The organism is Jiangella rhizosphaerae (assembly GCF_003579925.1).
GTDB classification, from domain to species: Bacteria; Actinomycetota; Actinomycetes; order Jiangellales; family Jiangellaceae; genus Jiangella; species Jiangella rhizosphaerae.
This window is the reverse complement of record NZ_QUAL01000018.1, coordinates 24,360-37,930: the sequence shown is the minus strand read 5'-3', so window position 1 is coordinate 37,930 and position 13,571 is coordinate 24,360. Positions and strand designations below refer to the sequence as shown.

Here is a 13,571-nt window from a genome sequence, read left to right as displayed (position 1 = left end):
CCACCCTAAGGCGTCGGAGCGCGGGAAACGGCATCGCCGCGGCCGGGACGCAGGCCGTCGAGGATGACCGCCAGCGTGCGCCGGCGCACGTCGGGGTCGCCGCCGGCGTGCTCGACCGCCCGGGCGGCGCCGATGAGCAGCGCGTCGAGCTCGGCCGTGCCGACGTCGGCCCGGACCGCACCGGCAGGATGGGTCTGCGTTGGCCTGGGGTTTGTGGCGTTGGCCCCGTCCCCCTGCTGCCCGATTGTCTTGGCCGCGTGCGCGCGCCTCAAGCGGACTATGGAGGCGCTTCGCGCCGGCGATGACCGCTTGACCCGCGCCCCCGCGGCTCAGAACGGGCAGCTATCAGGGGGACGGGGGAAGAGCGGCGACGACGCCGCGTGCGTTCGCCGCGTTTGCGTGTGGCGTTGGTGTCGTGGAGCGTCCACATCGCGAGATTTCGCCGTGATTCGGGAGCCATCACGAGGATTACCCCAGCGTCAACACCCCTACAGCCATGGTGAAGCTCACGAAATCCTCGTGATGTAGACGATCCTGGATGATCATCGCTGTCCACAGCCCCACAAACAGCGCGAAACGGGCGCGCCCAGCGTGAGGCGTGCCCACATCCTCCACGTCTCGCCGAACGCCAGATCGGCCAGCGCCGCAGGTGGTGTGCCGCGCGTAGGCGGTGCCGCGACGTCAGGCGCTGCGGCGGCAGACCACTGGGAGCCGGCGTCATAGCTCACGATCTCCGACGCGCCCTCGTCGAAGACGCCGGTTTCGTAGGTGCCGATCGGCGCGAGCTCCAGGCGCGCGCCGGACGCGGAGTGCGAGATCGGCTCGTCGACGATGTCCGCGATCGCCGGCAGCGCGAACGCCCCGTCAGTGCCAGGCCCGCCGTCGCGGCGGTGGCGGCGCGGACGTGCGATGGACGCGGTCGGGTCACCGGTGGCCCCCCTCATGAGCAACAGGTCGTCAACCGCGCAGACGCCAGAGGGCCTGGGTGTCCGGAAGACGACCGGACGGTGAACGGCGTCAGGCCGCGGCGAGTCGGCGCAGCGCCTCGGCCCGGACACCGTCGACGGCGTGCGGCGCGGCCAGCGGCTCCAGCACGTCGCCGAGCGCCCGTGCGGCGGCGATGATCGCGGCCGGCTCCGCGGCGGCGGGGAGGGTCGCGGCCAACCCGGCCGGCTCGGGCAAGTCGGCGTTCTGCACACTGACCGCGCCGAACACCGGGTAGTCGACGCCCAGCTCGGCGGCGTGCAGCCGCCAGACGAACGACCGCACCTCGTGCAGCGACTCGATGGCCCGCCAGACCCGGCCGCGCCCGGCATGCTTGGCGACGTCGGCCAGGCCCCACCAGCCGAGGAAGGCCCACTCGCGCCGCGCCTCGTCGGTGGCGTGCAGGGTGGACGGCGAGAACGGCTCGGCCAGCCGGCCGGAGCGGTCGAACACCGGCCGCGATCCCGGTGCCAGCCCGGGCCGGCTGTCCGCCGTCATGACGACGAGGCTGAGCTGACGGCCGTCGGCGTACTGCAGGACGAGGTGGTCGGCCGGCTGCTCCGGGCTGCCGAGGTGCTGGATCAGCTCGTCGGCGACGACGGCGTACTCGCGCGCGGCCGCCAGCGCGGCGTCGCGGCGCTCGTCGTACGTGGCGCCGTCGAGGACGACGCCCAGACCGGCATCGACGTCGGAGACGCGGTCACCCGCGCCGCGCCCCAGCGACCCGCCGAGCTCCACCCAGTCGCACCACGGCGTGCGCTCGGCCCACTCGGCGAGCGCGTCGACGATCTTCCACGGGTCGGCGTCGGCGTCCATCGGACGACCTTAACCGGGAGGCGCTCAGCCCTCGCGCAGGGCCAGCGCCATGGACTCGAGCTGGAGCAGCGGCAGCGCGTTGGCCTGCAGCGCCTCGCGCGCGGCGACCACGGCCTCCATGCGGCGCAGGGTGGATGCGGGCGTGCCGGAGCGGGCGAGGCGGTCGATGGACGGGCGCATCTCCTCGTTGACGAGCTCGGTGCGCACGCCCAGCTGCAGCATCATGACGTCGCGGTAGAGCGCCAGGACGTCGACCAGCGCGCGGTCGATGGAGTCGCGCTGGACCCGGGTGCGGCGCAGCTTCTGCTCGCGCTCGAGCTCTTTCACCGCGGCCTCGATGTTGCGCGGCTTGCGGCCGGTGGTGCCGGCGCCGAGCGCCTTGCGCAGCTCCTCGACCTCGCGTTCGTCGAGGGCGTCGCAGTGCTTCTCGGCGTCGGCCTTGGCGGCCTCGACGAGGTTGGCGGCGGCGTCGAGGCACTGGCGGATGTCGGCGAGGTCGAACGGCAGCCGCAGCACCTCGGCGCGGCGGGCACGGACCTCGGGGTCGGTGGCCAGCGCGCGGGCCCGGCCGACGTGGCCCTGGGCGGCGCGGGCGGCGAACTCGGCCAGCTCCTGCTCGACGCCCGCGGTGGCGACGAGGTGCTGGGCGACGTCGGCGTACGGCGGCGTGCGCAGATGCACGACGCGGCACCGGGAGCGGATGGTGGGCACGATGTCCTCGGCCGTGGGAGCGCACAGCATCCACACCGTCCGCTCAGGCGGCTCCTCGACCGACAGCAGCAGCGCGTCGGCGGCGTCCTCGCCGAGGCGGTCGGCGTCCTCGACGATGACCACCTGCCAGCGGCCGCGGGCCGGGCGCAGCGCCGCCCGCGGCACCAGCTCGCGCACCTGGCTGATGCGGATGTTCAGGCCCTCGGTGACCAGCGACGCGACGTCGGGATGGGTGCGGGCGCGCACGTCGGCGCACTCGGAGCACTGGCCGCAGCCGCCGTTGGGGCACTGCAGCGCGGCGGCGAACGCCCGCGCGACGACCGACCGGCCCGAGCCCGGCGGCCCGGTGAACAGCCACGCGTGCGTCATGGCGCCGCGCGGCCCGCCGTCGAGGTACGCGGCGGCGTCGGCGACGGTGCGTTGCAGGGCGGGCACCACGGTCTGCCCGACGACGGTGTCCCAGACGGTCATGTGCGCAGCACCTTCTCGACGGCGACGGCGATCTCGGCCGCGATCTCCTCGGCCGGGCGGGCGGCGTCGACGACGAGGTAGCGGTCGGGCGCGGCCGCGGCCAGCTCGAGGAACGCCCGCCGGACGCGCTCGTGCAGGTGGTCGGGCTCGCGCTCGATGCGGTCGACGTAGCCCTGCCGGCGCACGCGCTCGGCCCGCGCCGCCTCGTCGAGGTCGAGCACGACCGTGAGGTCGGGCAGTAGGCCCTGGGTGGCGAACGTGGAGATGGCGGCGATCTGCTCGCGCCCGAGCCCGCGACCCTCGCCCTGGTACGTGACGGAGGAGTCGACGTAGCGGTCGACCAGCACGACGGCGCCGCGCGCGAGCGCCGGGCGGACGACGTGCGCGACGTGGTCGGCGCGGTCGGCGGCGAACAGCAGCGCCTCGGCTCGCGCGTCGAGCTCGCCGCCGTCGAGCACGATGGCCCGCACCTGCGGCCCGATGCGGGAGTCGCCCGGCTCGCGGGTGACGACGACGTCGCGGCCCTGGGCGCGCAGATAGTCGGCCAGGAGCGCCTGCTGAGTGGTCTTGCCGACACCGTCGCCGCCCTCGAAGGCGACGAACAGCCCTCGCGGTCCGCTCACAGCTCTACTCCTATGTGTCCGGCCGTGCACGTCAACTCATTGGCTCCAACTCACTCCGCCCAGGACCGACGACTCGTGGGAGCCTCCGGCCCCCAGTCGTCGCCGGTGTGCACGGCCCTCCACAGGGTCAGCGTAGTGAATGACACCGACAACGCGGGCGTACGCCCCGAAGACTGGGGACAGCCCCAGCACCGTCCCTGAGTCCGTCCCTGAGAGATCCCTGAGTTCGGCTGCGCACCGTTGCTCCGGCGGCGGTAGACACCGAGTGTGGAGTCCATGGACCTGCTGTCGTTCGTGGCCGTGCCCGCGCTCGCCTACCTCGTCATGGCGGCGTTCGTGGCCATCGACGCGGTGGTGCCGGCGTTCCCGGGCGAGGTGGCCGTCATCTCGTCCGGAGCGCTCGCCGCCGCCGGCCACCTGAACGTCGCCTGGGCGATCACCGCGGCGACGCTGGGCGCGCTGACGGGCGACCTCGCCGTCCATGGCATGAGCCGGCGCGCGCTGCCCGGCGCGCTGGAACGGTTCCGGCTGGGCCGGCGGCTCAAGGCGAAGATCATCCGGGCCCATGACCACATGGGGTCCACCAGCGCGGCGGCCATCATCGCCGCCCGCTTCATCCCGCTGGGCCGGACGACGATGTCCGCGGCGGCGGGGGTGGCCGGCATGCGGCGGCGGCGGTTCGGGGTGATCGCGTTCGCGGCCGGGCTCATCTGGTCCAGCTGGGCGGTCGGGCTCGGTTACGTCACCGGCACGGTCACCGACGCGCCGCTGTGGCTCCAGGTGGCGATCGGCGCGGCCGTCGGCGTCCTGGTGGGTGTCTGGGCCGGCGCGGCGCACACCATCATCCGCACCCGGCGCCGGATGACCGACCGCGCCCGCGCCGCCGAGGCCGCGGCCGCCGGCCGCGACGAGCCGTCGCCGTCACGAGCCCCCGAGCTGGTCTGCTGAGGTCACTGCGCCGGGTGGCGTGGCAGGCGGTCGCGCATCGCCCCGGGCTGCGGCCGTTCGCGCTGCGACGCCCCGGACCAGTCCTCCGGCGAGTCGACCCAGCCCGCGAAGAGGACGAGGCCGCTCTCGCGGTGGACGGCGAGGAAGCCGAACGGACGGTCGTAGCTGACGGCGACCGCCTGGGCGCGGTAAACGGGCATCGACACCGCCCGCAGCCCGATGGCGGTGACGGCGGCCGCCTCGAAGCCGGTCGCGCTGAAGATGGCGACAGCGGCCTGCCGGGCCTGGTCGACGCGCAGCGGCACCGGCCCGATGGCCGGGAAGTGGTCGCGGTCGCCGGTGCTGACCGCGCGCAGCCCGAACACGTCGGCCTGGCGCAGCAGGTCGTGCAGCGAGCGGACGGTGAACCGGGCGGTCCTGAGCACCAGGCCGGGACGCTGCGCGGACACCGTCGACACCCCGGGCCAGCGCGCGACGTCGCCGGACTCCAGCAGCGCCGCGCCGCCGGTCACCGCGGCGTCGCCGGCCACCAGCGGCACCGCCGCGGCGAGCACGTCGCCCGAGGCCGCGCCCTCCTCGCCGAGCACGAGGTGGACGTCGAGGCCGTTGTCGCCGGCCACCCTGGTCAGCGTCAGCGGACCGGCGGCGGAGTCGGCGACGCGCAGGTCGTCGGCATCGGGGGTGGTGCGCTGGAGCCCGGCCAGGCGCCGTCCGGCCCAGACGCCGCCGGAGACCTGCCACGGCTCGTCGGAGAACTTGCGCTGCCACGTCGTGCGCAGCGCGAGCGCCGTCGCGAGCGTCAGCATCAGCTCGGGCCCGGCCTGGACGGGGAACCGCTCGATCAGCCCGTGCGTCCGCTCGCGCGCCCACGCGTCGAGGACCGGCTGGTCGACGGCGGCGTCGCCGGTGAGCTCGCCGAACGTGCCCGACGGCAGGGTGTCGCGCCACTCGGGCCGGACCTGCGCCGCCTGCTGCGCCCACAGGCCGAGCGCGGCGTCGACGCCGTCGAGGTCGGCCAGGGCCTTGAGCACGTCGCGCGCGGCGTCCATGGACTCGTCGGCGGACAGCCCGACGGCGGCGGCCAGTTCGTCGCGGCCGGGCTCGTCGGCCGACGACGCCAGCACGGCCAGCAGCGGCCAGAGCCCCGCGCCGGACAGGACGCCGGCGCCCTCGGTGCGCCGCAGCCAGGCGGCGGTGAGCTGGTTGACCTCGGTGGCGTACAGGCTCATGGCAATCATCCTCACGTGTCGGGCCTTGCACGACACAGTCCGCTCTCTATCCGCCTCGCGCTCTCGACCGACGGCTCGCGGGAGCCTCCGGCCCCCGGTCGCCGCCGGTGTGCAAGGCCCTCACAGGGAGCCTAGGCGCTCGTGCGTCACCACACGACGAGCCAGGCGACACCGCCGGTGATGAGCGCGGCGCCGAGCACCGTCACCATGGTGACGGCCTCGCGGATCCGCAGCACGATCACGCTCACCGGGATCACGATCATCGGCAGCGCCGACGAGATGGCGACGGCCACCGCGACGTCGATGTGCGCCGCCGAGCCGATCACGCTCATCTGGCCGCCGATGGTCAGCCCGCCGGTCAGCGTCCACCAGGCGACGCCGCGCCGGTCGGCCCGCCGCACGCGGGCGACGAAGCCGCGCGGCGAGACGTGGAACGCCAGGTACGCCGCGGTGCCGGCGACCGCCCCCAGCACGCCGCCGGCGATCGGCTCGGTCCAGTCGTCGACGGCGGCGCCGCGCAGCACGTTGCCCAGCCCATACGACGCGGTCGCGACGACCGCCGGCGCGAGCAGCGCCAGCCGCTGCCGGGCGGGCTCGTCGGCCTGCGGCGGACCGGACGGCGTCGAGCGGTCCGGCCGGCGGTTGGTCAGGTAGACGCCGAGCACGACGACGAGGATCGCCGCGACGTCGGCCCAGCCCAGCGCCTGGCCGAGGAGCACCCAGGCGAAGACCATCGTGAACATCGGGTTCGCCGCCTGCACCGCGCTGGCCCGCGACGGCCCGAGCGTCTCGACGGACCTGAAGTAACCGCGCCGGCCGAGGTAGGCCGAGAACACCCCGGCCACCAGGAACATCGCGGCGGCGGACCAGTCGACCCGCAACGGCTCGGGCCGCAGCAGCAGCTGACCCGCCAGCAGCGCACCGCCGGCCACGACGTTCGTCGCCAGCGAGACGAGGAACCCGAGCCCCTGCTCCAGGCGGCGACTGGCGGCGCGCACGACGAACGCGTTCGCCGCGAACAGCACGAGCGCGACGAGCGCCAGGCCGTCACCCATCCGAGCCACCGCCGTCTCGCACGGGGACAGTGCACCACCATCGTCGCGGGCCCCTTGACCCGGCTCTCTGATTTTGAATATGTTATCCGAACTCTGCCGGTTCAGCGAGAGCTACGGAGGGTCCGCCGATCGTGAGCGAGGTAGCGGCACGTCACCGGTTCCTGGCCTACGCCGTCGGCGGCTTCGGCCTCAGCATGAACGCCGTCCTCTATCTGCTGGTGCCCCTGCGGGCCGACGAGCTCGGCGCCGGCGTGGGCGTCATCGGCCTGCTGATCGGCGTGAAGGCGCTGTTCGAGACGGTGCTGTCGGTGCCGATGGGCGCGTTCATGGACCGCGTCGGCGCCAAGCGGTCGATCCAGCTCGGGACCGCCGCCACCGCGCTCGTGGGCGTCGGCATGATGGCGGCGTCGTCGCTGTGGCTGCTGTTCGTACTGCAGGCGCTGATGGGCGTCGTGCGGCCGCTCGGCTGGATCGGCGGCCAGTCCTACGCCGCCGGGCTGCGCGGCGGGTCGCACCGCAGCCACGACGCCGGACGGTTCAGCTCCGTCGCCAACCTCGGCCAGATCGTCAGCCCGATCCTCGCCGGCGCACTGGCCGGCTGGCAGGGCCCGCGAGCGGGGTTCGCGATGGTCGTGGCCCTCGGCGCGGTCTTCTTCGCCGTCAGCCTCGGCCTGCTCGACGTCGGCCGGGCACCGGCGGCCGCGGACACCGGCTCCGGGTTCGGCGCGGCGCTCGGCCTGATGCGGCTGAGCCGGATCCAGACCGTCATGTTCCTGACCTTCAACCGGCTCTGGGTCCCGGCGGCGTGGTCGTCGTTCTTCCCGCTCTACCTGGTCGGCCACGGCGTCTCGCCCACCGTCGCCGGCAGCGTCATCTCGGCGATGGCGGTCGTCGCCACCGTGACCTCGTTCTTCACCGGCCGCATCGCCCGGCTCGGCACGCCGGTGGCCGTCACGTCCGTCGCGCTCGCGCTGGGCTGCCTGGGCGTCGCGGTCTCGCCGGTGTTCGACACGATGCCGTTGTGCTATCTGGCCGCCGCGCTGGTGGGGATCGGCCAGGGGCTGAGCCTGCCGATGCTGATCACGCTGATGAGCGACGCGGCGCCGCCGGAGCAGCGCAGCCTGGCGCTCGGCCTGCGCTCGGGCGTCAACCAGGCGGCGGCCACCGTCGCGCCGGTGGCGATCGGCCCGCTCATCGGTGCGGCCGGGCTGGCGGTCGGGTTCCCGGTGGCCGCCGGCATCGGGCTGGCGTTCGTGCTCGCCGCCACCTGGAGCGCCCGCCGCGACCGCGTGACGGCGAACTGACGCTTCCCAGACCGGCGCGGTCAGTCCAGGCCGAGCTCGGTACGCAACGCGGCGACGTGGCCGTCGGCCGCGACGTCGTAGCGGGCCAGCTCCACCCGGCCGTCCGGACCGACCACCACCGTCGACCGGATGACCCCGGTGACCGTGCGGCCGTCCTTCACCTTCTCGCCGTACGCACCCCACGCGGCCAGGGTCGTCGCCGACGGGTCGGAGGCCAGCGGGAACGTCAGGCGCTCCTTCGCCGCGAACTCGGCCAGCCGCTCCAGCGGGTCGGGAGAGATGCCGACGACGTCGTACCCGGCGGCCGCCAAGGAGGCCAGCGAGTCGCGGAAGTCGCAGGCCTGTGTCGTGCAGCCGCTCGTCATCGCCTTCGGGTAGAAGTAGACGACGACGTGGCGGCCGCGGTAGCCGGCGAGGCTGACGCTGCCGCCGCCGGCCGTGGGCAGGGTGAAGACGGGCGCGACGTCGCCGGGTGCGAGCCGAGTGGGCATGCCTGCTCCAGGGTCTAGGTGAGGCCGACGAAGAGGTAACCGGTCCACGGCTGCAGCCCCATCAGCAGGACCACCAGGCCGTAGGCCGCAGCGGCGCCGGCCAGGCCGCCGATCAGGGCGACGTGGAGCCGCTCCTTGGCCGACAGCATGATCGCCGCGATGAGCACGCCGGTCGTGACCACGAACCCGGCGACCAGGATGCCGACGTAGAACAGCACGCAGAACGCGGCCATCGCGAGGAACCGGCGGCGCCTGACCCCCGTGATCGCGATCAGCGTGTCGTAGGAGTCCTTCTCCAGCTCGTCCTCGAGCTCCTCGGCCAGGTGCGGATGCTGGACGTCGTGCCCCTCGGTGCGCGCGTCGGCGCGGTCGAGGACGGCCTCGGCGAGGTGCGGCAGGTGCGGTTCCCCGTCCGCTGCCGGCCTGCGGCGGCGCAGGTGCAGCGTCGCGATCTGCACCACCAGCGCCGCCGCCGCGACGGCGGCCGTGATGACCGGCACCCGACCGGCGTTGTCGGGGTACGACGCCATCGTCGCCAGATACCAGAGGACGAAGGCGAGCAGGATCCACGAGACGATCAGCTCGAACCGGCGTTCGTTCATCGGTTGCTCCCACCTGCCTCACCGGCGGCCACGACGGCGCCGCCGCCCGGTCCGCCGGACTCGTCCTTCGGCCGCCGCAGGGCCTTGCGCACCGGGCCCCACAGGACGGCGACCACCGTCAGGCTGAGGATCGCGGCCGTGATGGGCCGCAGCACGAAGCCCGAACCGTAGAGCTGCAGGGCCAGGCCGAGGTTCTGGTCGACGATGGGGCCCAGCACGAACCCGAGGATCACCCCGGCCAGCGAGTAGCCGAGCGCCCGCAGCACGTAGCCGGCGAACCCGGCGATCACCGCGATGAGCACGCTCAGCATGAACCGGGTGTCGACGAACGCGCCGATCAGCGAGACGGCGACCAGGGGCGGCGCCAGCAGCTGCGGCCGCAGGAACGCCAGCTTCGCGAACAACGGCGCCATGGCGAGGCCGAGGACACTGGCGAGGACGTTGCTCAGCGCGCAGATCCACGCGATGAGGAACACGATGTCCATGTGGTTGTCGATCATCTGCGGTCCCGGCACGTAACCGAGGATCAGCAGGATGACGATGACCAGCGCCATGCCGGACGAGCCCGGGATGCCGAACGCGAGCGTCGGCACGAACGAGCCGCCCTCCTTGGCGTTGTTGGCCGACTCCGGAGCCAGGACGCCGACCGGGTTGCCCTTGCCGAAGGAGTCGGGGTCCTTCGAGCGCGCCTTGGCGTAGCCGTACGCGCCGAACATCGCGACCGTGCCGCCCATGCCGGGCACCAGGCCGCAGATCGAGCCGATGACGCCGCCCTGGATGACCATCTTCCAGTTGCGGACGGTGTCCCAGACACCGTCGATGACGCGGCTGCCCTTCGCGCGGCTGGTCTGCGCGGGTGCCTGCGCCGCGATGGCCTGGCCGCGGGTGTAGAGGACGAGCATCTCGGTGACGGCGAACAGCCCCATCGTCATCGCGGTGATGCCGAGGCCGCTGTTCAGCTCGAGGTGCCCGAAGGTCATGCGGGCGATGCCGGTGATGGGGTCGAGTCCGATGAACGACAGCATCAGGCCGAGCGCGCCGGAGATGATGCCCTTGATCTTCGTGCGGGCACTGGAGACGCCCATGACCATGATGCCGACGATGCCCAGCGCGAAGATCTCCGGCGGCCGCAGGTAGGTGATGAGCTGCAGCGCGACCGGGATCGCCAGCAGCAGGATGACGACGCCGAACATGCCGCCGAACGCGCTGGACGCGGCCGAGACGCCGAGCGCGCGGCCGGCCTGCCCCTTGCGCGCCATGGGGTAGCCGTCGAACGTCGTGACGACCTGTTCCCCCGAGCCCGGGACGTTGAACAGGATCGAGGTGATCGACCCGCCGAACGACTGCGCGCCGTAGGCACCGAGGATGAACGCCAGGCCCTGCACGGGCTCCATCCCGATGATCACCGGCATCAGCAGGGCGAGCGTGGCGAGACCGGCCAGGCCCGGCAGGAAGCCGAAGACGAGGCCGATCGCCATGCCGATGGTGAGGTACACCAGCGACATCGGCTCGAGCAGCATCAGCAGACCGTCGAGAAGGGCCTGGCCCATAGCGGAACTCCGTTACATGCGGGTGTTCGGGTCCGTGCCGGGCGTGGGGCCGCGCGTCCGCCGACGCACGACCCCGCGCCTGTCGTCTCAGTCCGCCAGCAGGTCGGCCAGCGACTCGATCGACTCGTTGACCGTGCTGGAGAGCTCCATGGTGTCAGCGCGGTTCAGTGCGTTCACCGGGTAGCTCGCGGCCTCCATCTCCTCCGCGTAGCCGCTCTCCGACGCCGCGGCGAAGATCGCCTCGGCCAGGAAGTCGGCACGGTCCTCCGGAACGCCGGGCGGCCCGACGACCATCCGCTCCAGGTCGTAGATGGAGGCGAGCGGGGCCAGCTGCTCCTTCTGCGAGTCGTCGCCGAAGTCGCCGATCACCGGGACGTCGGGCAGCTGCTCGAGCGGCTCGTTGCTCACCGCGACCACGCCGTGCGCCCCGGACCCCTCGACCATGAGCACGCCCGCGCCGCCGGAGTTCACCGACACGTCGACCTCACCGGCCAGCAGCGCGGCGTCGGCCTCGTTGCTGCCCGGGTACCCGCCGATGATCTCGTGCGGGAAGTCGAACACGTTGGAGATGGCGACGGCGACGTAGTAGGCGTCCGAGCCCACGCCGCCGAGGCCGAACTTCACGGTGTCGCTCGCGTCGAGGATGTCCTCGAACGACGTGTACTCGGAGTCCGGCGCCGTGTACACCAGTGGAGGCAGCGCGCCGAGCCGGCCGTACTGCGTCCATTCGGTGCTCTCGAACGTGACGCCGTCAGTCCCAGTGACCTCGGCGAAGACCGCGCCGGGGTAGTTGATGAGACCGACGGTGAGGCCGTCCGGCTCCGCCTGGTAGACGGCGTTGGCGCCGATCAGCCCGCCGCCGCCCGGCTGGTTCTCCACCCGGATCGTGGTGTCGGGCAGCTGCTCCTCCAGATACGGCACGAGCAGCCGGAGGTAGCTGTCGAACCCGCCACCGGGGTTGTAGGGCACGATCATGGTGAGGGTCTTGCCCTCGTAGAAGGCGGCCGGGTCCTCGTCCTCGCTGCCTGCGGTCGGCGACGCGGCGTCGCTGCCGCACGCCGCCAGCACCAGCGCGGCCGCCGCGGCGGTCCCGGCCAGCATCAGGCCTTTCGCGTGTAGCCCTCGCATTGCACGTTCCCCACTTCGCTCGCGGTGGACGATCGGGAGGGTCGGCCGGCTACTTGTCCGTACCGCCCTCGGGGAAGCGCTCGATGGCGTGCAGGCCGAGCGCCTTCATCGAGAAGGTGTCCTGGACGGCGAGGTAGCGGCAGGTGTCGGTCTCGCTGTCGTTGAAGTGCTGGTGCCACATCCACACCGGGAAGCTGAACAGGTCGCCCTCTTCCCAGTCGATGCGCTGCTCGTTGACGCCGTCCCAGCTGATGATCGAGTGGCCGAAGCCCTTGACGATGTAGATGACGGCCTCGGTGGTGTGCCGGTGGTTCACCGACGCGCCGCCGGGCGGGAGCTCGCTCAGGTGCGGCTGCAGGCGGATGTCGTGGCCGAGACGGTAGAACCGAGCGCTGGTGTTCCGGTACTCGCGGGGCGTCAGCTCCGTGGTCCGGAGGTCCTTGATGAGCACGGCCTCCGTGGGCGGGTTCTTCTTGTTCCACGTCTCCCGCTGCCCCATCTCACTGTTGCGCGCACCGCTCAGCGGCTGCTCGCGACGCTCGATGTCGGCGAGGTCCGGCACGGACTTGCTCTGCGGTTCCACAGTCATGCGATGGCCTTCTTCCTGTGCGTCCGACCTGGATCGGGATGGGAGCCTCCGCGACGCTCCACCATGACGGGCGTCACTTTTCCGGGAGCTCTGAGGAGAGGATACATGATACAGAAGCTGGGTCAATGGTCTCGGGTGACTCGCTCGATCCGTCGACACTAGATGGCTGACCTGCTTCTATGACGTGACGACGGTGTCAACTCCGGCCAGCCAGCGCTTGACCCGGCCGACCGATTCCACCGGCGCCTCCCAGAAATAGCCGTGCTTGACGCCGGGAATCACGGACAGCGTCGCGGACGGCAGAGCGCGAGCCAGATACAGCGACTGCTCCAGATGTGAGCCGGTGCCGCCGGCGTGCGCGTCCTCGTCGCCGACGAGCACCAGGGTGGGGTGGGCGATGAGCCGCAGCAGCTCGACGGTGTCGTGCTGCTGCCGCGCCATGACGTGCCGGAAGTAGTCGGTCACCGTCGGCCGGCCCGCCCAGAACGCGTCGAACAGCCAGTCGACCGGCTCCGGGTGGGCCAGCGCATACGACTCGGTGAAGAAGGTGTCGCGCTGGAGCCTGCGGACGTAGCCGTCGTATCCCAGCTCGACCATCCCGGCCGCCGTCGCCACGGGGATGCCCGGGGTGTGCCGGTCCTCGTGGCCGGGCAGCGGCCCGGGCCCGCTGGCGGCCAGGACCAGCCCGCCGACCCTGGCTCCGCCCTCGAGCGCCATCCACTGCGCGACCCGGCCCCCCATCGAGTGGCCCAGCACGTGCGCGCCGGAGACCCCCAACGCCGCGAGCAGCCCCAGCGCGTCGCGGGCCAGCGTCCGGGTCGAGAACGGGCCGGACGGCCCCCTGGTGCGGCCGGTGCCGCGGTGGTCGTAGGTGATGACGGTGTACTCCCGCGCCAGGTCGTTGACCATCCCGGGCCACCACGTGCCGCCGTTGTACCCGGTCCCGGCGACCAGCAGCAGCGCCGGCCCGGCCCCCGTCACCCGATAGGCGATGTCCAGCTCCCCCACCCGAACTCTGCTCATCTGGCCTCCTGGATTTGATTAAATATCCAAACTAGTGGGACGGATGG

15 protein-coding genes are annotated in these 13,571 nt (G+C 72.7%); 2 read left to right on the top strand and 13 right to left on the bottom strand.

Annotated features, from left to right (window positions below; all coding sequences use genetic code 11):
- Positions 1 to 5 precede the first annotated feature (5 nt).
- From DY240_RS01995 to tmk, 5 genes are all read right to left on the bottom strand, one after another.
- Positions 6 to 272 carry an SbtR family transcriptional regulator gene (locus DY240_RS01995; RefSeq protein ID WP_119658301.1) on the bottom strand — a complete coding sequence of 89 codons (267 nt, stop codon included), beginning with the start codon at positions 270 to 272 and terminating at the stop codon, positions 6 to 8.
- Positions 273 to 542: 270 nt separating this feature from the next.
- Positions 543 to 944 carry a hypothetical protein gene (locus DY240_RS01990; RefSeq protein WP_147375172.1) on the bottom strand — a complete coding sequence of 134 codons (402 nt, stop codon included), beginning with the start codon at positions 942 to 944 and terminating at the stop codon, positions 543 to 545.
- A gap of 73 nt (positions 945 to 1,017) precedes the next feature.
- Positions 1,018 to 1,800: a hypothetical protein gene (locus DY240_RS01985; RefSeq protein WP_119658299.1), complete on the bottom strand. Its 783-nt coding sequence runs from the start codon at positions 1,798 to 1,800 to the stop codon at positions 1,018 to 1,020.
- 24 nt (positions 1,801 to 1,824) lie between these two features.
- Positions 1,825 to 2,982, bottom strand: a complete 1,158-nt coding sequence (locus DY240_RS01980) for a DNA polymerase III subunit delta' (RefSeq protein WP_119658298.1) — start codon at positions 2,980 to 2,982, stop codon at positions 1,825 to 1,827.
- A complete protein-coding gene (gene tmk, locus DY240_RS01975) occupies positions 2,979 to 3,605 on the bottom strand; it encodes a dTMP kinase (protein WP_199700612.1) in 627 nt (208 codons plus the stop codon). The genes DY240_RS01980 and tmk overlap by 4 nt, the downstream gene beginning before the upstream one ends.
- A 276-nt stretch (positions 3,606 to 3,881) precedes the next feature.
- Between tmk and DY240_RS01970 the strand changes: the two genes are divergently transcribed.
- Positions 3,882 to 4,553, top strand: coding sequence for a DedA family protein (locus DY240_RS01970; protein WP_119658296.1), 672 nt, complete (start codon positions 3,882 to 3,884; stop codon positions 4,551 to 4,553).
- Positions 4,554 to 4,555: 2 nt separating this feature from the next.
- Here the strand turns inward: DY240_RS01970 and DY240_RS01965 are convergent, their stop codons facing one another.
- Together DY240_RS01965 and DY240_RS01960 are read right to left on the bottom strand one after the other, a co-directional pair.
- Positions 4,556 to 5,782: a serpin family protein gene (locus DY240_RS01965; protein WP_199700610.1), complete on the bottom strand. Its 1,227-nt coding sequence runs from the start codon at positions 5,780 to 5,782 to the stop codon at positions 4,556 to 4,558.
- A gap of 146 nt (positions 5,783 to 5,928) precedes the next feature.
- Positions 5,929 to 6,837 (bottom strand): DMT family transporter, encoded by a 909-nt coding sequence (locus tag DY240_RS01960; protein WP_119658294.1) that lies wholly within the window; start codon positions 6,835 to 6,837, stop codon positions 5,929 to 5,931.
- A gap of 131 nt (positions 6,838 to 6,968) precedes the next feature.
- On the opposite strand from DY240_RS01960, the gene DY240_RS01955 reads away from it, so the two are divergent.
- Positions 6,969 to 8,141, top strand: a complete 1,173-nt coding sequence (locus tag DY240_RS01955) for an MFS transporter (RefSeq protein WP_119658293.1) — start codon at positions 6,969 to 6,971, stop codon at positions 8,139 to 8,141.
- Positions 8,142 to 8,161: 20 nt separating this feature from the next.
- Here the strand turns inward: DY240_RS01955 and DY240_RS01950 are convergent, their stop codons facing one another.
- From DY240_RS01950 to DY240_RS01925, 6 genes are all read right to left on the bottom strand, one after another.
- Positions 8,162 to 8,632 carry a peroxiredoxin gene (locus DY240_RS01950; RefSeq protein ID WP_119658292.1) on the bottom strand — a complete coding sequence of 157 codons (471 nt, stop codon included), beginning with the start codon at positions 8,630 to 8,632 and terminating at the stop codon, positions 8,162 to 8,164.
- A 14-nt stretch (positions 8,633 to 8,646) separates the two neighbouring features.
- Positions 8,647 to 9,234: a hypothetical protein gene (locus tag DY240_RS01945; protein WP_119658291.1), complete on the bottom strand. Its 588-nt coding sequence runs from the start codon at positions 9,232 to 9,234 to the stop codon at positions 8,647 to 8,649.
- Positions 9,231 to 10,784, bottom strand: a complete 1,554-nt coding sequence (locus DY240_RS01940; RefSeq protein ID WP_119658290.1) for a tripartite tricarboxylate transporter permease — start codon at positions 10,782 to 10,784, stop codon at positions 9,231 to 9,233. The genes DY240_RS01945 and DY240_RS01940 overlap by 4 nt, the downstream gene beginning before the upstream one ends.
- A gap of 87 nt (positions 10,785 to 10,871) precedes the next feature.
- A complete protein-coding gene (locus tag DY240_RS01935; protein ID WP_158602705.1) occupies positions 10,872 to 11,885 on the bottom strand; it encodes a Bug family tripartite tricarboxylate transporter substrate binding protein in 1,014 nt (337 codons plus the stop codon).
- A 76-nt stretch (positions 11,886 to 11,961) separates the two neighbouring features.
- Positions 11,962 to 12,501: a cupin domain-containing protein gene (locus tag DY240_RS01930; protein WP_119658288.1), complete on the bottom strand. Its 540-nt coding sequence runs from the start codon at positions 12,499 to 12,501 to the stop codon at positions 11,962 to 11,964.
- 177 nt (positions 12,502 to 12,678) lie between these two features.
- Positions 12,679 to 13,524 carry an alpha/beta fold hydrolase gene (locus tag DY240_RS01925; RefSeq protein WP_119658287.1) on the bottom strand — a complete coding sequence of 282 codons (846 nt, stop codon included), beginning with the start codon at positions 13,522 to 13,524 and terminating at the stop codon, positions 12,679 to 12,681.
- Positions 13,525 to 13,571: the final 47 nt, after the last annotated feature.